The organism is Streptococcus sp. 4155 (genome assembly GCF_013276695.1).
GTDB classification, from domain to species: Bacteria; Bacillota; Bacilli; order Lactobacillales; family Streptococcaceae; genus Streptococcus; species Streptococcus pseudopneumoniae.
Window position 1 is genome coordinate 22,786 of sequence record NZ_VMLM01000052.1, and the last position, 20,559, is coordinate 43,344.

General features: G+C 40.1%; 18 protein-coding genes, 1 pseudogene and 1 other annotated feature. All 19 genes and pseudogenes read right to left on the bottom strand.

Features of this window, described 5'->3' with window-relative positions; genetic code table 11:
• Positions 1-819: 819 nt before the first annotated feature.
• Positions 820-978, bottom strand: coding sequence for a hypothetical protein (locus HT715_RS06840; RefSeq protein ID WP_007284777.1), 159 nt, complete (start codon positions 976-978; stop codon positions 820-822).
• A gap of 9 nt (positions 979-987) precedes the next feature.
• A complete protein-coding gene (obgE, locus tag HT715_RS06845; protein WP_054388343.1) occupies positions 988-2,298 on the bottom strand; it encodes a GTPase ObgE in 1,311 nt (436 codons plus the stop codon).
• 62 nt (positions 2,299-2,360) lie between these two features.
• Positions 2,361-2,495: a DUF4044 domain-containing protein gene (locus tag HT715_RS06850; protein ID WP_000863852.1), complete on the bottom strand. Its 135-nt coding sequence runs from the start codon at positions 2,493-2,495 to the stop codon at positions 2,361-2,363.
• A 58-nt stretch (positions 2,496-2,553) separates the two neighbouring features.
• Positions 2,554-2,730 (bottom strand): PspC domain-containing protein, encoded by a 177-nt coding sequence (locus tag HT715_RS06855; protein WP_031233512.1) that lies wholly within the window; start codon positions 2,728-2,730, stop codon positions 2,554-2,556.
• A gap of 29 nt (positions 2,731-2,759) precedes the next feature.
• Positions 2,760-4,085 carry a glycosyltransferase family 4 protein gene (locus tag HT715_RS06860; RefSeq protein WP_172922872.1) on the bottom strand — a complete coding sequence of 442 codons (1,326 nt, stop codon included), beginning with the start codon at positions 4,083-4,085 and terminating at the stop codon, positions 2,760-2,762.
• A 15-nt stretch (positions 4,086-4,100) separates the two neighbouring features.
• Entirely contained in the window at positions 4,101-5,144 is a 1,044-nt protein-coding gene (gene cpoA / locus HT715_RS06865; protein ID WP_054388347.1) for an alpha-galactosylglucosyldiacylglycerol synthase, read from the bottom strand.
• Positions 5,145-5,259: 115 nt separating this feature from the next.
• Positions 5,260-5,589 carry a metal-sulfur cluster assembly factor gene (locus HT715_RS06870; RefSeq protein ID WP_000331925.1) on the bottom strand — a complete coding sequence of 110 codons (330 nt, stop codon included), beginning with the start codon at positions 5,587-5,589 and terminating at the stop codon, positions 5,260-5,262.
• 13 nt (positions 5,590-5,602) lie between these two features.
• Positions 5,603-6,712, bottom strand: coding sequence for an RNA polymerase sigma factor RpoD (gene rpoD / locus HT715_RS06875; protein ID WP_000201906.1), 1,110 nt, complete (start codon positions 6,710-6,712; stop codon positions 5,603-5,605).
• Positions 6,713-6,714: 2 nt separating this feature from the next.
• On the bottom strand, positions 6,715-8,475 hold the full coding sequence (gene dnaG / locus HT715_RS06880) for a DNA primase (RefSeq protein WP_054388339.1): 1,761 nt from the start codon (positions 8,473-8,475) through the stop codon (positions 6,715-6,717).
• A gap of 89 nt (positions 8,476-8,564) precedes the next feature.
• Positions 8,565-9,323 carry an ABC transporter ATP-binding protein gene (locus HT715_RS06885; protein ID WP_138707255.1) on the bottom strand — a complete coding sequence of 253 codons (759 nt, stop codon included), beginning with the start codon at positions 9,321-9,323 and terminating at the stop codon, positions 8,565-8,567.
• Entirely contained in the window at positions 9,320-10,186 is an 867-nt protein-coding gene (locus tag HT715_RS06890; RefSeq protein ID WP_000637229.1) for an ABC transporter permease, read from the bottom strand. Before HT715_RS06890 ends, HT715_RS06885 begins: the two co-directional genes overlap by 4 nt.
• A 68-nt stretch (positions 10,187-10,254) precedes the next feature.
• Entirely contained in the window at positions 10,255-11,259 is a 1,005-nt protein-coding gene (gene trpX, locus HT715_RS06895; RefSeq protein ID WP_054388335.1) for a tryptophan ABC transporter substrate-binding protein, read from the bottom strand.
• Between the two features lie 205 nt (positions 11,260-11,464).
• Positions 11,465-11,682: a binding site (T-box leader), on the bottom strand.
• Positions 11,683-11,751: 69 nt separating this feature from the next.
• Complete coding sequence (gene ppc, locus HT715_RS06900) at positions 11,752-14,448, bottom strand: phosphoenolpyruvate carboxylase (RefSeq protein WP_054388331.1); 2,697 nt, start codon at positions 14,446-14,448, stop codon at positions 11,752-11,754.
• Between the two features lie 24 nt (positions 14,449-14,472).
• Positions 14,473-15,696, bottom strand: coding sequence for an FtsW/RodA/SpoVE family cell cycle protein (locus HT715_RS06905; RefSeq protein WP_054388329.1), 1,224 nt, complete (start codon positions 15,694-15,696; stop codon positions 14,473-14,475).
• 153 nt (positions 15,697-15,849) lie between these two features.
• Positions 15,850-16,176, bottom strand: a pseudogene (locus HT715_RS06910) (transposase family protein); the annotation flags it as partial.
• 308 nt (positions 16,177-16,484) lie between these two features.
• Positions 16,485-17,843, bottom strand: coding sequence for a 23S rRNA (uracil(1939)-C(5))-methyltransferase RlmD (gene rlmD, locus HT715_RS06915; RefSeq protein ID WP_138707254.1), 1,359 nt, complete (start codon positions 17,841-17,843; stop codon positions 16,485-16,487).
• A 73-nt stretch (positions 17,844-17,916) separates the two neighbouring features.
• Positions 17,917-18,891 carry a DUF1002 domain-containing protein gene (locus HT715_RS06920; protein WP_138704493.1) on the bottom strand — a complete coding sequence of 325 codons (975 nt, stop codon included), beginning with the start codon at positions 18,889-18,891 and terminating at the stop codon, positions 17,917-17,919.
• 73 nt (positions 18,892-18,964) lie between these two features.
• Positions 18,965-19,579 carry a cell wall hydrolase Pmp23 gene (pmp23, locus tag HT715_RS06925; protein ID WP_138704494.1) on the bottom strand — a complete coding sequence of 205 codons (615 nt, stop codon included), beginning with the start codon at positions 19,577-19,579 and terminating at the stop codon, positions 18,965-18,967.
• Complete coding sequence (locus tag HT715_RS06930; RefSeq protein ID WP_171039252.1) at positions 19,579-20,553, bottom strand: nucleoid-associated protein; 975 nt, start codon at positions 20,551-20,553, stop codon at positions 19,579-19,581. The genes pmp23 and HT715_RS06930 overlap by 1 nt, the downstream gene beginning before the upstream one ends.
• Positions 20,554-20,559: the final 6 nt, after the last annotated feature.

Below are 20,559 nucleotides of genomic sequence, written 5' to 3' on the forward strand. Positions count from 1 at the left end.
ACGCTGACGTGGTTTGAAGAGATTTTGAGTATAATCTTTCTCGAAGCGCTATTGCCCCTTTTTTGTCCCCTGAAACCAAGTAGGAGCTAAGACTAGCTCCCTTATCTAAGTATCGGAATACAGCTGTTCAACTAAATTTTAGCAAGAACTTCTCCACCTTCTCCCAGTTCACAGAAGCGTTTTATACATACCGTCCTATATTTCATGAACAAGACGTTTTCAGGCTAGCATCCTATCAGACAATCTATTTTAAAGATAACCGTGACTCAGGATCACTTCTATCTGTCGTTTTCTCTTTATAGTGATAGACCTCACGGGATAAGTCGTACATCTATCCTCGTTTATACAAGATATGAGGACGTTAAAAGGTTACAGTGAAAATAGGAAATCTTAGTACGAATTCAATTACTCTCGTGCTTTATGTACTACCTTTTTGGAATTTAGAGTTCTGAGCCCCCTTATCCACTATATACACCTTACTATCACGTTCCTGTTCGTAGAGCCACGATTTCGCTATCCCTTCCTCTGACGATTCTTATTTCCAGCGACAGACTTAAAACGGTCTATCCCCAGACCGTTTTAACCCGCTACCTCACGATAGTCAGGCTTGGGAATCGCTATTTGACTCGCCGAGAACTTTGACATCAGATATACTATAACAAAGTGAAATAAGAATCAAACAATTTAATTTTAAAATTCAAATCAATTGATAACAATATTTTAGAAGATATCCTGTGCTATTCCAGATTCAGTTTGCTATACATGCCCGTTGTACCACAAAATCCCGTGTCTGATGAGGCACGGGATTTTTTAGCTTCTTTACTGAGATGGATTGTCTTTTTTAGTTCGTGCCAATCTCAGAGCACGATTTGGATTGAGACGATTAAATAGTTCTTCCAATTTCTTTTCATTCCAAACATCTGCGGCGGAAACAAAATTGCCATCCGCATCTCGGAAAGATATCGGTTTATCTCCCATACTAGTCTCCTAGTCTACAAATTCAAATTCAAATTTACCAATGCGGACCAAATCCCCATCCTTAGCACCACGCGCACGAAGGGCTTCATCAACCCCCATACCACGTAATTGACGGGCAAATTTCATGACTGATTCGTCACGATCAAAGTTGGTCATATTAAAGAGTTTCATCAGTTTTTCACCGGAAAGTACCCATGTCGCATCGTCATCACGGCTAATTTCAAAGGCTTTCTCTTCCTCGTCAAATCCATAGTAAGCTTCTTCTTCCATATCGGACTCGTCGTAAAGCAAGAATTCTGGTGTCTTGTCTAACAATTCAGCTGTAGCATCCAAAAGCGTAGCCAGACCTTGCTTGGTCAAACCAGATATTGGGAAGATAGCTGGTAACTCTTCAAATTCATCGTAGTTTTCAGCCAATTTTTTCTTAAATTCTTTAAGATTTTCTTGACTCTCAGGCATGTCCATTTTGTTAGCTACAATAATCTGTGGACGCTCCATGAGACGAAGATTGTATGACTCTAACTCCTTGTTAATGGCAAGATAATCCTCATAAGGATCACGTCCTTCGCTAGCTGACATATCAATAATATGAAGGATGACACGGGTACGCTCAATGTGACGGAGGAACTGAGTTCCCAAACCAACACCTTGACTAGCCCCTTCAATCAAACCTGGCAAATCGGCTACTGCAAAGGATTCACCTGATTGGGTGCGAACCATACCTAGATTTGGCACAATGGTCGTAAAGTGGTAGGCACCAATTTTAGGTTTAGCCGATGTGATAACACTTAAAAGTGTTGATTTCCCTACAGATGGGAATCCTACTAAACCAACATCTGCCAAGATTTTTAGTTCCAATTGTAACTCACGTTCCTGACCTGGTTCCCCATTTTCAGAGATTTCAGGTGCAGGATTTTTTGGTGTTGCAAAGCGGATATTTCCACGACCACCACGACCTCCGTGGGCAACGATAAATTCTTGTCCATGTTCAATCAAATCTGTCAAGACCTTGCCAGTCTCTGCATCACGAACAGTCGTACCTTGTGGTACTCGAACTATAAGGTCCTCAGCACCACGTCCATGCATTCCTTTGGTCATTCCTTTTTCACCAGAATCAGCCTTGAAATGACGATTGTAGCGGAAATCCATGAGGGTACGTAGTCCTTCGTCTACAACGAAAACCACATTACCTCCACGTCCACCATCACCACCCCAAGGACCGCCATTAGGGACATATTTTTCACGGCGAAAGGCAACCATGCCATCACCACCATTACCAGCCTTGACCTTAATCTTGGCTGTATCTAAAAACATACTCATTTTTTCTTCTCACTTTAAAAAAGGGCTGGGAAATCCCAGTCACAAAATTTTCTTGAATCTTTTTATAGATTACTGAGGGCACCAATTGCAGTTGCAAAAATACCCAAAATACTTGCTACTAACATGATAAGCACGATAAGCAAGGTTAATTTCTCAAACATCGTTTTTTTACGTTTTCCATTATCTCCAAATGCCATTTTTATCTCCTTCGTTACATTCTATTTTCTATTATCTTAGCATGAATTCAGCTAGTTTTCAATAGTCAGTTGCTACTGGTGCAATAATCCATAAAATGATATAAGCTACAATTCCCGCTCCGTAACAGCAAGCAAGGACACCCCAAATGATTCGAACAATAGTTGGATCCATATCTAGATAATGGGCCACCCCGGCACAAACACCAGCAATCTTTTTGTCACGACCACTTCTCATTAATCGTTTATTCATAGCTTGTCCTCTTTCTATTCTTCACGGTCTTTCCAATACTCTCTCATGCTAATCAGCTGTGTTTTTGATGCCTTTAGCATTCGTCTTGATCCTTTTACCGGTACAGCAACCACCTGTTGCGGAAGATACAAAACTGTCTTAAAGATTCGCTGACTGACCGTATCATCTTTAGCTAAATCTTTCTGGAAATTATTTGAAATAATGGCATCCAAATAAAATTCATGCACTCGTTTTCCAAAGTTCTCAGCTGAAATCTCGTATAATTTCGTTGATAAGGTATGCTCATTCATGTCTGGTGTTGCAATCAGGGCCTCCAGAATAGCTCCAGCCAAATCATGTTCACCGTAATACAAGGTACCAAACATTTTGTCATTGATGAGATTGTCCAGATAAGGATTTCCGTGAGCAATGACAGGCGTCCCACTAGCTAAGCTTTCCAAGTAGGTCAAACCTTGGGTCTCACTTGTCGATGCCGAGATGAAGAAATCCGCCGCCTTATAGTAGAGCGCTGTCTCACTAGGAGCAATCATCCCTGTAAAGATGACTGAGTCTTGAATCTCTAGGTTCTGAGCTTGCTCTTTGAGGTCATCCAGATAAGGGCCATCCCCAGCAACTACCAGTTTAACCTTGTCTTCTTCTTTCAGAACTTCTGCAAAGGCTACTAGTACTGCTTGAATATTTTTTTCATAGGAAATTCTGGAAAGACTCAGCAACATCTGGTCATCATCTTGAATCCCTAATTTACTACGTAGTTCTTTCAAATTTTCCTGCTTGATTTCCGGACGCTCAAACTTGGCTAATTCAATCCCAGTTGGAATGACACGTTTTTCAACCTTAACCTTATAGTCAGATAGCAAATCATGGACAATCTCACTCGGGCAAATCACCCCATCCACATCATGCAAAAAACCTCTAACCAGATACTTGACCATGCTAGGACGAATCAACATCCCCTTGGCAATATAATGCACATAGTCTTCGTACTGGGTGTGATAGGTATGGATGACTGGAATCTTCAATTCACGCGCAATCCAAATCCCCAACAAGCCAAGAGAAAATTCTGTCTGAGTATGGATGATATCCAGCTGATACTGTTTAGCAATTTCCAGTGCTTTGCTGAATCCTCGATAGGCAAAGCGGCGATCCTTAAAAGCAAAGAAAGGAACACTTGGAATGCGGATAATTTGCCAATCTTCATAACGATTGACATCCTTATCTGTTGTCGTAAAGATAAAAACAGCATGTCCCTGCTTTTCAAGTTCGGTTTTCAAGGTTCGAATACTGGTCGCAACACCTGAAACCTGAGGAAAATAGGTATCTGTAAATAAACCAATTCGCATAGATTACCTCACTTTTTACTTTCTCCCTAAAGCGGCTTGTTTTTCATAAAAGTCCAACCAGATTTGCAACAGATGCTCTTCAGAATACTCTCTAGAAATATTCTTAGCCTTTTCTTTGAGGTCTTTTAAGGCAGCAGGATTTGCTTGATATTCCAGAATAGCCACTTTCATCTCTTCTCTATCTGCTGTCGCCCGATAATTTCCCTCCAAAATCACCTTATAAAGATCCAAATCACGCAACATAATAGGAGCTTCACAACTGGCAGCCTCTAAAATCGTCATCGGAAAGAGCTCATTATAACTAGGTAACAAGAAAAGATTCGCTAGGGCATACAATTCGCGCATCCGCTCTGGCGACACGATACCTGGAAAAATCAAATTTTTAGGGGGATTTTCCATCATTTTCTTATAGCGTTCATAACCATCTGTCATACCACCAAAAGAGAAACCACCAGCCCAGATAAAGGTAATCTGAGGCAATTCCTCAGCCAGACGGATAAAATCATCAATCCCTTTGCGTTTCTGAACTTGACCAGCACCTACTACGATAAACTGATTTTCACTAAGACCTAGCTCTGTTCGCAGTCTCACTATCTCTTCTTGTGGTAGAGGATGCCATTTTTCCTTGTTGACAAAGTTAGGGATATATGTCACTTTTTCACGTGGAATACCAGCTGCCACCAAATCCTCGATAAACATCGGATTAACAACAACCAAGTGCTCCATCCGGTTGTAAAAAGAAAATACATAGCGTTTCACAATTCCCTTTAAGAAAAATGGAATTTTTAAACTTCCCTCAAGTGTATCAGGTAAGAAATGCACATAGCCAATTTTTCTTCCTGAGCGTTTCTTTTGAAATGTTGATAAATAATAGGGGAAATCAATCGTATGAAAGTGAGTCACATCTGCCTTGATTGGAAGATTTTCTGTAACAATCAATTGGTCCTTGGCATCACGGTGAAGAAGACGAACTAATTCACGGTAAGCACCTGAAACTCCTTGTCCTGCTACTTTCTCACTTGAACTCAACATATTGATGCGTAATTTCTTTTTTTCCATAACTACTATTATATCATTTTCTTTGAATAAAATCAGCAAAAGAAAGAAGAGACTAGAGGAAAAGAGGGGGAAATTTCCTCGCTCTTCCAATAATCTCTTACATGCTTTTATCTGTTTACTTAATGCCTAGGGCAATGCGTGCATAGCGACTCATTTTTTCAACAGTCCAGGCTGGATACCAGACTAATTTAACCTCAGTATCCGTTACTTCTGGAACCTCGGTCATGGCATCATAAATCTGGTCCGTCAAAAGGTCTGCTAGGGGACAACCCATAGTTGTCAACGTCATATCAATCTCTGTTTGCCCTGTGTCGCCGTCAAAACGAATCTCATAAATCAAACCAAGATTGACAATATCGATTCCCAACTCAGGGTCAATAACTTCTTCCAAGGCTGATAAAATTCGTGTTTTGATATTTTCAATTTGCTCTTCTGTATAAGCCATATTTTCCTCACTCTTAGTCTTCAATAAAATCACGAAGCGGTTTGCTACGACTTGGTTGGCGTAGTTTTCTCAAAGCCTTGGCTTCAATCTGACGGATACGCTCACGAGTCACGTTAAAGACTTTACCCACATCTTCAAGGGTACGCATTTTTCCATCATCTAGTCCAAAACGTAGACGCAGAACATTTTCTTCACGGTCTGTAAGAGTATCCAAGACCTCATCCAACTGCTCACGCAAGACGATACGAGTTGTATAGTCCACTGGATTTTCAATCACTTCATCTTCGATAAAGTCTCCAAGGTGGCTATCATCCTCTTCACCGATTGGTGTTTCAAGAGATACTGGTTCTTGAGCAATCTTCAAGATTTCACGAACCTTATCAGGAGTCATATCCATACGTTCAGCGATTTGCTCAGGTGTTGGATCTTGACCTAATTCTTGAAGGAGATTCCGCTGTTCACGAACCAATTTATTGATGGTTTCAACCATGTGAACTGGGATACGGATGGTACGAGCTTGGTCCGCAATAGCACGAGTGATAGCCTGACGAATCCACCAAGTTGCGTAAGTTGAGAACTTGAATCCTTTAGAATAATCAAACTTGTCAACCGCCTTCATCAAACCCATATTTCCTTCTTGAATCAAGTCAAGGAACTGCATACCACGACCGACATAGCGTTTGGCAATAGAAACAACCAAACGAAGGTTGGCTTCCGCAAGGCGTTGTTTAGCTTCGATGTCACCCGCTTCAACAGCCAGTGCTAACTCTTTTTCCTCTTCATTGGTCAAGAGAGGAACGACCCCGATTTCTTTCAAATACATACGGACAGGGTCATTAACCTTAGCAGAAGTTGACCCAATCAAGTCCTCATCGCTGAGTTCTGGTTCTTCTTCATTGCTAAGAACACGCGCACTTGGATTTCCTTCATTATCTGTGATAGAAATTCCTGCATCTTGAATCCGTTGCAAGAGATCTTCAATCCCATCAGCGTCCAAGGTAAAAGGAACGACAAGACTAGCATTGATTTCATCATCTGTTGCTGTCCCTTTTTGCTTATGATTACGGATAAATTCTGCTACTTGTACGTCAAATGTTGTTACTTCTTTTTGTTTTGTTGCCATTATTACTCCATTCTTCTCTTTTGTGAAATTAAACGTTCCAATTCTTCTAAGGCTGTGTCGGTATCTCCTACATGGCTAGCTTCCTGCACCTTCTTTTTGATTCTCATATTATCCTGATTCAAGAGAGCCTTGTTTCGAGTCATTTCTACTTCACTAAGTTCCTGAGGTGACATCTCAGATGGTAAATCCTGAGCTAAGACTTGGTACCAAGCTCTTTCAACTTCCTCTGTCTGTTCTGCTAGAACTTCTGGAGGAAGATTGCCATACTGTCCAAGCAAGTCATATAAGACCTGAAATCCAGGTGTATCAAATGCAAAATCTTCTCGCAAGCGGTAATCGTTCAAAACAAGAGGGGATTCCATCATTCGATAAAGTAGATGGGCTTCTGCCCTCATAATAGCGGATAACTGCTTGGTGACAGGCATGGTGATTGGCGTCGGTCTGGAAATTCCTTCCATGCGATTCTGCCTTTGCGCCTGACGACTCTCATTAACAATCTGCTCAATCTGAGCATAATCAAAGGATGCCAGACTGTCAGCTAAAATATGAATGTAGCTATTTTGAGCAGTGATAGACTTTTCTTGAACAATCAAGGGAGCTATTTTTTCAATAAACTCAATCTGAGCCTGTAGATTTTCACTATTTTCAGGCTTGTACTGGTGAATGTAGAACTCAATCGGACTAATACGAGTTTTCGTTAATAGATAGGCCAATTCTTCTGGACCATTTTTTTGTAGATACTCATCCGGATCCAAGTTATCAGGCATGCTGACGATTTGCACAGGTATATCACCAATTTCGTCCAGCGCTTTCAATGTCGCAGCTTGCCCAGCCTTATCGCCATCGTATACCAGAACTAACTTCTTGGTTAACCTTTTCAGATGCTCAACATGCTCACGACTCAAGGCTGTTCCCATAGATGCGACAGCATTTTCGATTCCAGCCCGATAGGCTGCAATGACATCCATGAACCCTTCCATGAGGTAAATCTCACTGGCTTTTCCAGAAGATTTTTTTGCCCTATCCATATGATATAATTCGTAACTTTTGTTAAAAATTGCAGTCGATCGGCTATTTTTATACTTAGAAGTTTGTGAATCCGTTTTCTGCCAGATACGACCTGAAAAGGCAATGACCTTTCCCTGGTCATTTGTCAGGGGAAACATAATCCGATTGTGAAAGGTGTCTACAAATTGATTTGCATCCGATAGGTAAAATAGCCCTGAATCTAGAAAATCCTCATCACGATACTGACCAGACAAACGTTGATAGAGATAGTTGCGTTCTGGAGGTGCTAAACCAATCCGAAAATGTTTGAGCACTTCATCTGTCAAACCTCGCTGATAGAGGTAATTTCTGGCTTCCTCCCCCATGGTCGTGGTCATGAGAATAGCATGATAAAATTTGGCTGCATCTTCGTGCATATCATAAAGAGCTTGGTAGGGTGAAGCTGGATTCTGTTCACTATAAAGCGGTTTTTCAACCTCAATTCCAACACGCTGACCTAAGATTTGGACAGCCTCTATAAAGGGAACCCCTTGGTACTCCTCTATGAACTTAAAGACATCACCAGATCGGCCACAACCAAAACAGTGGTAAAACTGCTTATCCTCTACAACGTTGAAAGAAGGTGTTTTTTCACCATGAAAAGGACAGAGCCCTAGATAGTTCCGTCCTGCCTTTTGTAAAGAAATCACATCTCCTATGACTTCCACAATATTGGCATTGTTTTTGATTTCTTCAATGACTTGTTTGTCAACCATACACAATACCTCCATGTTATCATAGTTTACTTTATATAGTATACTTTATTTCAGAAAAAAAGTAAACCATTTCACTCATTTTCCCTACTTTATTCAAAGAGTTGATAATAATCAGAGATTTTCATTTTTGCTTTTTCTTCTTGATTCAAATCTTGGATAATCCGTCCTTCTTTCATGACAATCAAGCGATTGCCATACTTAAGAGCATCTTCCATATGATGAGTAATCATAAGCGCTGTCAGCTGATTTTTCTTGACAAATTCATCTGTCAATTCCATAAGGGAAACACTGGTCTTTGGATCAAGAGCTGCAGTATGCTCGTCTAACAAGAGTAATTCAGGACGCTTCAAGGTTGCCATCAAGAGACTCAAGGCTTGTCTTTGACCACCTGATAAAAACTCAATCGGTGTATTCAAATGCTTCTCAAGACCATTTCCTACTTTTTCAATTGTAGCCTGAAACTCATCCTTATAGCTAGCCAGACGTCTTGGTAACAATCCACGCTTTTCACCACGAAACTTGGCAATCAAGAGATTCTCTGCCACTGTCATACGAGGAGCTGTTCCCATCTTTGGATCTTGGAAGACTCGAGACAGATACTTAGCGCGCTTCTCTGGTGAAAACTTGGTAACATCCTCACCTAAAATACGGATGGTTCCACTGGTTAAGGACAAGGTTCCTGCAATGGTGTTAAAAAGGGTTGATTTCCCAGCACCATTTCCGCCCAAAATCGTGATAAAGTCCCGTTCAAAAATTTCTAAGGAAACATCATTTAAAATAATCTTTTCTTCATCAAAGCCATTTTTAACGATTTTGGTTGCATTTTTTAATTCTACAATTGCTGTCATTTGCTTAACTTGGCTCCTTTCAAGATGGTTTGCTTAAATGTTGGAATCATGAGGCAGACTGCTAAAATCACGGCGCTGTACAAACGAAGGTAACTTGTATTAAAGCCAAGCGCAATAACCGCCCACACTAAGAATTGATAAGCGATAGAACCTACAACGATGGTAACCAGACGTTCTGCCAAACTCAAACTCTTGAAAATAACTTCTCCAATAATCAAACTTGCAAGCCCCACAACGATAACCCCGATTCCTCGAGATACATCAGCATACCCTTCTTGCTGGGCAATGAGAGCGCCTGCAAGGGCAATCACACCATTTGATAAGACCAAGCCCATGAGCTCCATGCGTCCAGTATGAATCCCGAAACTTCTAGCCATATCAGGATTGTCACCTGTAGCAATATAGGCTTGTCCGAGTTTGGTATCCAAGAAAAAGAGCATGAGAGCAATAACAAAACTGACAAAGATAAGACCTGTCAAGAGTTGGTTCAAATCTGAATCAAAAGGCAAAACATCCTGGATTTGCTTGGTTCCAAGTAAGCCTAAATTGGCACGTCCCATAATCAAGAGCATGATAGAGTGACAGGAAGTCATCACCAAAATCCCTGAGAGCAAAGTTGGGATCTTCCCTTTTGTATAAAGAAGTCCTGCTGCCATACCAGCCAAACAACCTGCTCCTACAGCAAGCAGTGTCGCTAAAAAAGGGTTCACGCCTTTGGTTATCAGAGTGACAGCAACAGCTCCCCCAAGAGGGAAGGAACCTTCTGTTGTCATATCTGGAAAGTTCAAAATCCTAAATGTCATAAAGATTCCCAGACCTAGAATAGCCCAGACAAATCCTTGAGAAATAATGGAAACAATCATATTTTATTTAATCCTTTCTATATTCATCTTTTTAAAAAATGGGAAGAGTCTCCTCCTCCCTACCTTATTTATTCGATGACTTGTCCTGCTTCTTTGAGAACAGACTCAGGAATCGTAATACCTAGTTCTTGAGCTATTTTTTTATTGATCACTGACTTACCAGTTGAAAAGACATTGACTGGGGTATCAGCTGGTTTTGCACCTTTCAGAACTTGCGCAATCATTTTTCCAGTTGCCACACCAAGGTCATGTTGGTCAACTACAACGGATGCCAAACCACCTACTTCTACCATAGCTGCCGCACTTGGATAAATTGGTTTCTTAGAACTTTGATTGCTAGAGACAACCGTTGGAAATCCTGATGCAATGGTGTTATCAATTGGAACCCAAATAGCATCTACCTTGCTAGTCATAACAGTGACAGTTGAGGCAATTTCATTTGTTGAAGGAACTGCAAATGTTTCCACTGTCAGACCTGCTTTTTCAGCATAAGCCTTAAATTCTTCGACCTGTGTTTTTGAATTGTCTTCGCTACTTGAGTAAAGAGCTCCGATTGTTTTCACATTCGGTGTCAGGGTCTTGATGAGTTCAACTTGTTGTTGAGCTGGATTGTGGTCAGATACCCCTGTAACGTTGCCACCTGGTCTTTTCAAATCTTTAACCAAGTTAGCACCAATTGGGTCTGTAATAGCAGCCATGATAACCGGTAGGTCTTTTGTGGCACTAGCCAAACCTTGAGCAGCTGGTGTTGCGATACCAACCACAAGATCATTCCCATTTGCAACCAATTGTTTACTCATTGTCGCAACCTTACTTTGGTCACCTTCTGAGTTCATAAAATCGATTTTAACTTGATCATCTTTATATCCTTCTTCTGCAAGTCCGTCTTGAATCCCTTTATAAATCAAATCAAGGGATGGATGGCTCACAAATTGAAGCACACCAATCTTGGCTATTTTCTTCTCATCCTTATTATTCTGAGCTTCTGATTTATTCATTGAAGAGTAAATCAAGCTTCCTGCTACTAAGACTGCTAATGCAGCGATAATTCCAATTAAACGTTTATTTTTCATTCTATTTCTCCTTTTTAATTCCTTTAAAAACTTCACTTATCTAATACTATTCGAAAATCTCTTCAAACCACGTCAGCTTCACCTTGCCGTAGNNTGCGGCTAGCTTCCTAGTTTGTACTTTGATTTTCATTGAGTATAAACAAGTGACGCCATCGTTTTCTTTCCATACTAACCTCCATCAAAAAAGTCCTCACACAAAAACTTGTGTGAGGACGTCGATGCGCGGTACCACCTCAATTATAGGGAATTTCCCTATCGCTCTGTCTCGCAATAACGAGATGCACTGTAAGGTGTGCTCACCGAATTTTTATGATTTCAAATTCTAAATAGCATTCAGCCCAATTTTCATCATCGCCACTTATCTGTTTTCAGCTACCACAGACTCTCTAAAAAGTTTGTACGATTACTTTTCTGAATGGTTAAATTATATCATTTTTAAACTACTTGTCAATAGTCTATTAGAATTTTTTTGATATTCACTCTTGAAAATTATCAACCTGAATTACGCAATCCTGTCGCAATTCCGTTGATGGTGATATGAATCAATCGTTCTTGATCACTGGACAATTCTCCACGACGTTGGCGTTTAATCAACTCTAACTGAATATAGTTGAGAATATTAAAGTAAGGCATACGGTAATCCAGACTAGCTTTTAGATATGGATTGTCAGCTAAGAGTTCGTCATGTCCTTCAATAGCCAAGATAACGTTCTTAGTAACTTGCCATTCATTTAAAATAGTCTCATAGATGGCCTTAACTTGCTCGTCTTCACAAAGTTTAGCATATTCAAAAGCAATATTCATATTTGATTTTGACAAGACCATATCAACATTTGAAAGAAGCGATTGGAAGAAAGGCCAATTTTGGTACATATCTCGTAAGATAGCAATATTCTCTGGATTTTTATCGATAAATTCCTTGAAGCTTGAACCAACCCCGTACCATCCAGGGAACATAACACGACTCTGTGACCATGAGAATACCCAAGGGATGGCACGCAAACCACCGATTTCAGTAATCGTCTTACGAGCGGCTGGACGAGAACCAATATTAAAACTTGAAATAGCCTTGATTGGACTTGACTCGAAGAAATAATCATAGAAATGCTCATTACCAAAGACCAAATCACGGTAGATATCGTAACTACGATCCACTACTTGATCCATAATGGCTTCATAACGATTTGAGGTATTGGTATCGCTCTTTTTCTGAGTAATCATACGATTAATAGCTGCCGATACTAGCATTTCAAGGTTATAGTAAGCGGCGTCTTTGTTACCGTATTTATTCCCAATTACTTCACCCTGCTCCGTCAAGCGGATACGATCCTTGATAGACTTGAGCGGTTGAGATGTAATGGCTTCATAGGTTGGCCCACCACCACGACCGACAGTACCACCACGACCATGGAAGAAGGTAACCTTAACGCCAAATTCATCTCCAATAGCAGTCAATTGTTGTTGAGCCTTGTAGAGAGTCCAACATGATGACAAGTAACCACCATCTTTATTACTGTCAGAGTAGCCAAGCATGATTTCTTGGTAGTTATTTCGTGAGGCAATCCATTTTTTGGCAAGGCTAAGAGAAAGATATTTTCTCATTGTTTCCTCTGAATGATCCAAGTCTTCAATTGTTTCAAAAAGGGGAACAATCTGAACACGCGCCCTTTCCGTATCCACCAGTCCTACTTCTTTTAATAGAATAGCTAATTCTAGCATATCAGAAAGGCTGGTTGCATGTGAAATGATGGTCTGACGGATGACATCATCTCCCAACTTATCTTTCAAAACACGAGCCGTCTTAAAAATAGCTAGTTCTTTTGCTAATAGTTCTGATTTTTCTGCGTGAGTCGCAGAAAGAATTCGTGGATCTTCTTCTAACTCTTTCAAGAGAAGGTCACACTTTTCTTCTTCGCTTAACTCGCTATAACGAGAATGAATTCCTGCTGATTTCAAGAGTTCTGCCACACAGGCTTCATAGACGCTAGAGTCTTGTCGCATATCAATTGATGCTAGGTAAAAACCAAATATCTCTACTGCCTGCAATAATTCCACAAAATCACCTGAAATCAAGGACTCGCCCTTATTTTCCAGTAGAGAATCTCGAATGGCAATCAAATCCTTGTAGAAATCATTGGCGGTTTCATAACAAGTCCCAACTTCCTTATCCTCAATCAGATAGGTTTTAGTTGCTTGGATTTTTGACTGAATATCAAACAAGGCACGACGGTAAAGCTCTTTTTCACGGTAAATCGAGTTATCCTTGGATTGACGAGCCATTTCTCTGACTTGCTTGCTGACGTTGACAATACTAGTTGAAAGAGAAAATTCACGATAAAGTTGGTAAATCTTTTCATCATAGTAGTTCATGATGACTTCACACTGAGTGAGTGCAGACTGTTTCAAGGTCTCTGCTGTAACAAAGGGATTACCATCACGGTCTCCACCAATCCACATACCCATGGTGATTGGTTTAGCCTGTTTTAAATCCAGACCATGCGCTTGCGCTAAGCGCTTATACTCCGTCGTCAAGTGAGGTAGAGCTTTCAAAAAGGAGCTGTTGTAATATTCCATAGCATTCGTGATTTCGTTAGTCACTTTTAATTTTTTCTCACGAATCATGTCTGTCTGCATGATAATTTCGATATAACGGCGCAAATCATTGTGCCATTTTTCTTTATTGATCAACCCCAACTTAACATCACGGTATTTACGCAAAAGACTATGAATATGATTTGTTAAATCCAACATACTTTTTCGTTGCACTTGTGTTGGATGAGCTGTCAAAACAGGGACAACATTCAAGTGTTCAAGAATTTCAACGGCATTTTCTTTTTCAGCAACCATTTTGATCGTTGTAGATAATTTACCTAAATAGTCCTGATCAATATTATTTTGATGATTGATTTCATAAGCTAAATCCACATCCTCTGAAATATTAATCAAAAGAGGTAAGATTGAAAAATAGCGTGAAATATAGACCATTTCATCATTTGATAAGCTAGTCACTAGACGGTTTAGACCTTGATAATCTTCTTGAGTTGATAATTCTTTCAACTGCATGATTTTTTCAAAGGTCTCTGGGGCAAGCATATTTTTAGTAATATCTTCCAGCAATTCTGTTAGAATCAATACTTCTTCTTGCACAACACTTTTATTACTATAATTTTCTAATTTTTGAAGAGACATAGACTATCCTTTCTTTATTCTACTTCACAGAAGGTTCATTTGTTGATTTTCCAATTCTCGGTACAACTTAGCGCGTTTTTCACTGGCATCAATATTTAAGACAAAGGCCACTGCCACTGATAAGACTAGAAGACTATTTCCACCCTGGGATAAGAAGGGGAAAGTCACTCCTGTAGATGGAATCAAGCCCGAAATCCCTCCGATATTGACAAATACCTGAACCAACATCATCCCTCCGACACCGAGTGCAACCATGGCATTAAAAGGATTCTCCGCTCGGATACCGACCAAGATAATTCGCAGAATCATGAAAAACAAGAGAGCTAAAATAAGACTAGCACCAACAAAGCCAAATTCTTCAATCACGATAGAAAAGACAAAGTCTGTATGAGCTTCTGGTAAATAACCTCGTTTTTCAATCGAGTTTCCAAGACCTAGACCAAACCAACCGCCATTGACCATGGCAAAATAAGAATTAGCTAACTGGTGACCCGCATCAGCACGATCGGCAAAAGGATTAAAAAAGGCACTAAAGCGCTTGGCCACATAGCCAAATACTGGAATTTTTGAAAAGGTCTCAACACCGATTAGGCTGATAGTGGTCAAGACAAAGACAGAAGCGGCAGATACGAGCGCCAGAATGGTTGAAAACCAGCGATAAGCGATTCCACTAACTGTATACATAATCAAGGAAACCAAGACTAAAATAGTCGCATTCCCTAAATCAGGGAAAATTCCCAAACTTCCAATCAGAACTAGGAGAACGAATCGCCAATCATTAAAAGCACGGGGAAGCCATTGATTTTGAGTCAAAACTTGAAAATCATAAATAGCTATTTCTTCTTGCTGTTTGGAGAATCGGTGAGCCAAATACCAAATAATAATGATTTTCAAGTACTCAGCTGGCTGAATAGTTACTCCTGCAACCGAAATCCAACCGTATGCCCCGTTTACGGAAATACCAATAAAACGAGCCAAGAACAATAAAACCATTTCTATCAAGATAACTAAAATGATTAGTCGCTCATTTCTCAAAAAATCTAGTCTTAATTTATAAATTAAGGCAATCAGTATTAAACTAACAATCCAAAAGATTCCTTGATTTCGAACCAATTGCAAGGCGCTCTTGCCTTCTTCGATTAAAATAGCACTGGTGGTCGAATAGACCACAATCAAGCCCAAAATAGATAAAAGCAAGTAGGGAATCAAGATGGAATAATTTAATAAGTGCCTCTTACTAATCTTCATAGTATCACCACTCTACTAGGATACAGACAAATCTGTTCCAAATTCCGTTTTATTTTCTAGTTTTGATTGCTATTATACCATTTTTTCAGAAAGAAAAAAACTCTTACCTTACAATCCTTCACAATCCTTCGAATTTTACTATTTTTACAGAATTAAGGCAGAATTTGAAATCGTAAAACTATTTTGAATAAGAGTTGCTTCAACCCATTGGCTCCGACGGATTAAGTTGCTTTCGTGAATGCCAAAATCAGCCGCAATTTGTTCATAAGTGCTCTATTCTCGCATGTATTGAATAGTTAGCATGAGGAGACCAGGAGACCGTCTAGGCTTAATTTGGGTTTTCGTCCACTTTTGCGCGTTTACGTTGATAAGCTGTTTTTAACACAACTAACATCTCTTTAAATGTCGTGCGCTGAACTGAACACCTACAAGGCTCTTAAAACGGCTATCGCTTAATTGTTTACTTGCTTCATCATCCATAGTTTTATTGTATTGTATTTTGTTTCGCAGGAAGTCTATTATTCCTTTCGTTCAAAGGTTTTTACGCTTTTAGCAACAAGCTTACACACTGAGCGTTTCGGACTTACCATATCATTTCCTCGTTTTCCCTCCTCATTAGTCCTATCCCATGGGCGGAGAATCTACTTCTACTTCGCTGATTCCTCAGCTCGTACAAGCAGTGATACCGCCTCAACATGATGCGTTTGCGGGACTCAAAAGGTTTGGGGAGTTCAAAGCTCCAGTGGAGCTTTGAAGCCTTCTCGCCTTAAAATGAAAAAGTTAGAGGATTAACTGCGTTTCACTAACAAACTCACACACTCAACATGATGAGTTTGAGGGAATAAGTCAACCGGCTGGACTTTCTTCACTTCATATCCTAACTCTTGGTAGAGTTTAATATCACGCGCCATGGTTGCGACATTGCAGGAGATATAGGCGATACGTTCAGCTCCTGTTTGGGTACTAGCTTTGATAAAACTCTCGGTGAGTCCTTTTCTTGGTGGATCCACTAGGATAAGGCTTGGTTGAATTCCATCTTTAAGCCAATTTTTTATAGCATTTTCAGCTGTATCACAGACATAGTGGGCGTTTGAAATATTATTCAGCTGAGCATTCTTCTTGCTATTCTCAACCGCTTCTGGAATTACTTCAACACCATAAACTTCCTTGACGTGTTTCGCAACAGAGAGGCCAATCGTCCCGATACCAGAATAGGCATCAATGACCACATCATCTTCTTTTAATTCAGCAAAGTCAATGGCTGTTTGATAGAGCTTCTCCGCCATTTCAGTATTGACTTGGTAAAAAGCGGGTCCAGCTATTTGGTAGTCATTTCCCAACATCTGGTCAGTGATAAAGTCTTGTCCATAAAGGGTGCGCCAGTCCTTACCAAAAATCGCATTGGTATTTTGGTCGTTGATATTCTGCATGACAGACACAATCTCTGGAAATTGCTTGATTAGTTGTTCAATCAATTGGTCGACACGAAAAATTTTAGGACGAGTTGTTACTAAAATGACCATGATTTGTCCTGAATAGTGTCCGCGTCGCACCACAAGATTTCGAATCAAGCCAGCTTGTTCCTTTTCATCATAAGGTTTCAAATCATAACGGCGGAGCAAGTCGCGTAGGGCTACTACTAGCTCGTCAATCACAGGATCCTGAATAAAGAAATCTTCCAAAGGCATGAGGTCATGAGAATTCTTACGGAAAAATCCTGTTTCCAAGACACCATTAACACGACGAACAGGGACCTGTGCCTTGTTGCGGTACTTGATTGGATTTTGCATACCAAGGGTCTCAGCAACCTCTACATCAGCAATCCCAGCAATCTTGTAGAGACTGTCCTTGACTTGCTTGGTTTTAAACTTGAGCTGTTCTGGATAGGCAAGATGACCTAGATCCGCTATTCCTGAACGCAGGTAAGCCAAATCTAAATCTTGATTACGGTGTGGTGATTGAACAAGGTATTCTTCAACCTTCCCAAAACCAATCTTTTTATTAACTTTGAGGACACGCATGAGGATTTTTTCACTCGGTAAAGCATTCTCTACAAAAAAGACCAAACCATCCACCTTGGCAACTCCTGCACCTTCGTGGGTCAAATCAATAATTTCAACTTCTACAATATCGTTTTTCTTTAACATTCTCTTCTCTTTCTATTGGCCGACAAAAAAGACGGCAACGTTACGGTTACCATCTATTATACCATGAAATTTCTTAAGAACCAAAACTCTTAAAGAAGTTGACAAGGGTTTGCCAGAGGGAACTTAAGAAGTTACCCCCGTCTTCTAGCGCCTTATCAGCATCAAAATTAAGGTTGATATTTTTAAAACTATCGCCAGCTTGTGATACGATACTTTGTTTAAGGTCATTTAAGGTTTTAGTGAAGTCTGCATTGCTGAGGATATCACTCTTTGAGAGATTCAAAGCAAAATTGATGATGATATTAATCTGGTTTCCTGTTATAACCTGATCAAGTTTGTAATTTTTCAAGGTATCTTCAACGATTTTGCGGACATCTTCCTCTGTCAGATTTCCCTTGCTTTCCTTCGCTTTGGCGAGTCCTGACTTGATATCAGCTAGGGCAACGTTTAATTTATTAGCATCATAAGCTGATTTGTCCTTATTTTCAGCATTGATATCGGACAAAGCCTTCAACTCTTCTTGAGCCAAATCTTTGTTGGCTTGTGGCACCTTGGCTCCATTAGCTTCCAGCGAATAGTAAATCCCAGCTAAGGCACTCTCACCTGTAACGGGAATAGGTGCTGCTACAGTGATTTTGGCGTGTTCCACACCCAAAGTTACGGCTGCATTTCGGTACATATCCTGAGTCACCTTAGTGATGTTTTCTGGTGTTTCAATCTTGACCTCAAGTGGTGATTTGTCACCTAGTTTTTGAATCTTGGCTGATGAATACAACTGTAAACTAGAGTCATTTGCTACATTCATGATTTTAGAATAGACATCAGGTGTCATGGTCTTGAGTTCTTTGGTGTCTGTTGAGGCATTGTGGCCTAATTTCTTAAGAGTTTGATTTTTTTGGTCTTCAGACAATGATGAACCTAGGACATATTCAGGTTGGACGTAGGTTTCATCGATAACTTTTTGCACATCTGTTGCTGCATGGACGCTATTCATAGCTGTTACTGCCCACAAGACCGCAGCACTGGTCAGAAAGAGTTTCTTTCTCATAGGGAATTCCCTCCTTTACCTTTCTAGAGTAATATATCTATCTTAAAGAAAACTTATAACAAAAACACCTGAACTAGCCAGATGTTGAAAAGAGAGTGAAACATTTGATGATGTATAGGTTGAGTTGAACCTGTCTAGAATAGTAATAGTTTCCTCCATTTACATAGAGTTCGGCACCGTGAAAAATGGAAATAGGGTGAATATAACTATAAGTCTTTCCAGTGGTATTACCAAGCAAGGGAGCAACAGTCTCACGAGAGTACTGTTTGGCCAGAGCCAAGGTGTTTTCCTTACCATTTTGGGCGATAAAATCGATATAGGCAGGTCCAAAATTATAGGCTTGAACAGCCGTCCAGACATCAACACCCTGCTTCTGGGCCAGATAGAGATTATCTGTCAGAGTTTGAACGCCTTGCCGAATGCTAGAGGCGTTATCATTGATGGTGTTGGTGGAACCACTTGCAGACTCACTAGACTGCATAACATCGCCTTCTTTTCCTTTTGTTTCGGTATAAATCATAGCGAGCACAAGCTCTTCGTTTGCTGGGGTGTCTTTTTCACTCAAGATTTCTCGCACCATGGGTTGATAGGTCATGACTTGCTTGACATCTTGGTGAACGTGATAAGCTTTATATCCAGCAAAAAGGGAGACTGCTAGTACAAGCACTCTTCGAATTCGTTTAAACATTATTTACTTTGGATATCCTCGATATTTTTGATTAAGATAGAGTAGGTTCCATTATCATTTTGGATAAACTCAACAGACTCGGCATCTTGATAGACGTTATTGGGAACGATGAGCTCAATTCCATTTGACAAGGAGAGTTTTTGATTTTCAAATTTCTTTAATTGACGACTGGCATCAATTTCATCAAATTGAACTGGCTCTGGCACTGATTCTTTGACTTGGTCAATAAAACTCAAACGAGCCGTCAGATTGTTGTCAAAAAGGTCATTGGCCAATTTTTCAGGTGACAATTCATTGCTTTCTTCTAAGTTGTTGAAAATCGCTGATTTGACCTTGGATTGAAATTGAAAATCGTCTGTGTTAAAGGTTTCAGCAATGCGCTGTGCCGTTTTTTCCAGTTCTTTGATAGATTTCTTGGGTGAAATCTTAGGGACGACAGCAAGAAGATTATCTGAAAAATAGTTCAAAAAAGTCCCGTTGTACTTGATGCGTTTTTCAATCAGATGGTACTTGCGACTCTGAAGATTGACCACCAAGGCTTCGTCGGCACCCGTTCCAAATCCAGGCAGATTATTCTGAGTCAGCTTGATTGGATTATCAACTTCTCCTCCAAGGTGAGTCAAGGTCTCACGCAGAGCAATTCGTAAGAAAGCAAAATGTTCTACACCTTCTTTAGAAAATTGCACAAAAATCAAGTCATTGGTCTTAAGATTTTCTGAAATGCTGAACTCCTCTTTCCAGAGATTAGCCAGTGTTACTGATGTCTCCAACAAATCGTCTGTGATATGATTGAAGAAGGGATTTTCTTCTTCGAAAATCCCAGTCTTGGCTTCATCTGAATACACACGTTCAATTTTTTTACGCAGGTATTCTTCGATTTTTGGAGTAATATTGAGAAGCTTATCCGCTAGGAACAGCTCGGTATCATCCGGACTGAACTGGTGAATAATGGCTTTCTTAATATAAATATCCATAAAAGT

Bases quoted from the DNA above. Each gene is read 5' to 3' on its own strand.
- HT715_RS06930 (WP_171039252.1), bottom strand. From the start codon at position 20,553: ATGGATATTTATATTAAGAAAGCCATTATTCACCAGTTCAGTCCGGAT.
- HT715_RS06855 (WP_031233512.1), bottom strand. From the start codon at position 2,730: ATGAGAAGTGGTCGTGACAAAAAGATTGCTGGTGTTTGTGCCGGGGTG.
- trpX (WP_054388335.1), bottom strand. From the start codon at position 11,259: ATGAAAAATAAACGTTTAATTGGAATTATCGCTGCATTAGCAGTCTTA.
- cpoA (WP_054388347.1), bottom strand. From the start codon at position 5,144: ATGGAAAAAAAGAAATTACGCATCAATATGTTGAGTTCAAGTGAGAAA.
- obgE (WP_054388343.1), bottom strand. From the start codon at position 2,298: ATGAGTATGTTTTTAGATACAGCCAAGATTAAGGTCAAGGCTGGTAAT.
- HT715_RS06885 (WP_138707255.1), bottom strand. From the start codon at position 9,323: ATGACAGCAATTGTAGAATTAAAAAATGCAACCAAAATCGTTAAAAAT.
- pmp23 (WP_138704494.1), bottom strand. From the start codon at position 19,579: ATGTTTAAACGAATTCGAAGAGTGCTTGTACTAGCAGTCTCCCTTTTT.
- HT715_RS06860 (WP_172922872.1), bottom strand. From the start codon at position 4,085: ATGCGAATTGGTTTATTTACAGATACCTATTTTCCTCAGGTTTCAGGT.
- HT715_RS06890 (WP_000637229.1), bottom strand. From the start codon at position 10,186: ATGATTGTTTCCATTATTTCTCAAGGATTTGTCTGGGCTATTCTAGGT.
- HT715_RS06850 (WP_000863852.1), bottom strand. From the start codon at position 2,495: ATGGCATTTGGAGATAATGGAAAACGTAAAAAAACGATGTTTGAGAAA.
- ppc (WP_054388331.1), bottom strand. From the start codon at position 14,448: ATGTCTCTTCAAAAATTAGAAAATTATAGTAATAAAAGTGTTGTGCAA.
- HT715_RS06870 (WP_000331925.1), bottom strand. From the start codon at position 5,589: ATGGCTTATACAGAAGAGCAAATTGAAAATATCAAAACACGAATTTTA.
- rpoD (WP_000201906.1), bottom strand. From the start codon at position 6,712: ATGGCAACAAAACAAAAAGAAGTAACAACATTTGACGTACAAGTAGCA.
- HT715_RS06905 (WP_054388329.1), bottom strand. From the start codon at position 15,696: ATGAAGATTAGTAAGAGGCACTTATTAAATTATTCCATCTTGATTCCC.
- HT715_RS06920 (WP_138704493.1), bottom strand. From the start codon at position 18,891: ATGAGAAAGAAACTCTTTCTGACCAGTGCTGCGGTCTTGTGGGCAGTA.
- rlmD (WP_138707254.1), bottom strand. From the start codon at position 17,843: ATGTTAAAGAAAAACGATATTGTAGAAGTTGAAATTATTGATTTGACC.
- dnaG (WP_054388339.1), bottom strand. From the start codon at position 8,475: ATGGTTGACAAACAAGTCATTGAAGAAATCAAAAACAATGCCAATATT.
- HT715_RS06840 (WP_007284777.1), bottom strand. From the start codon at position 978: ATGGGAGATAAACCGATATCTTTCCGAGATGCGGATGGCAATTTTGTT.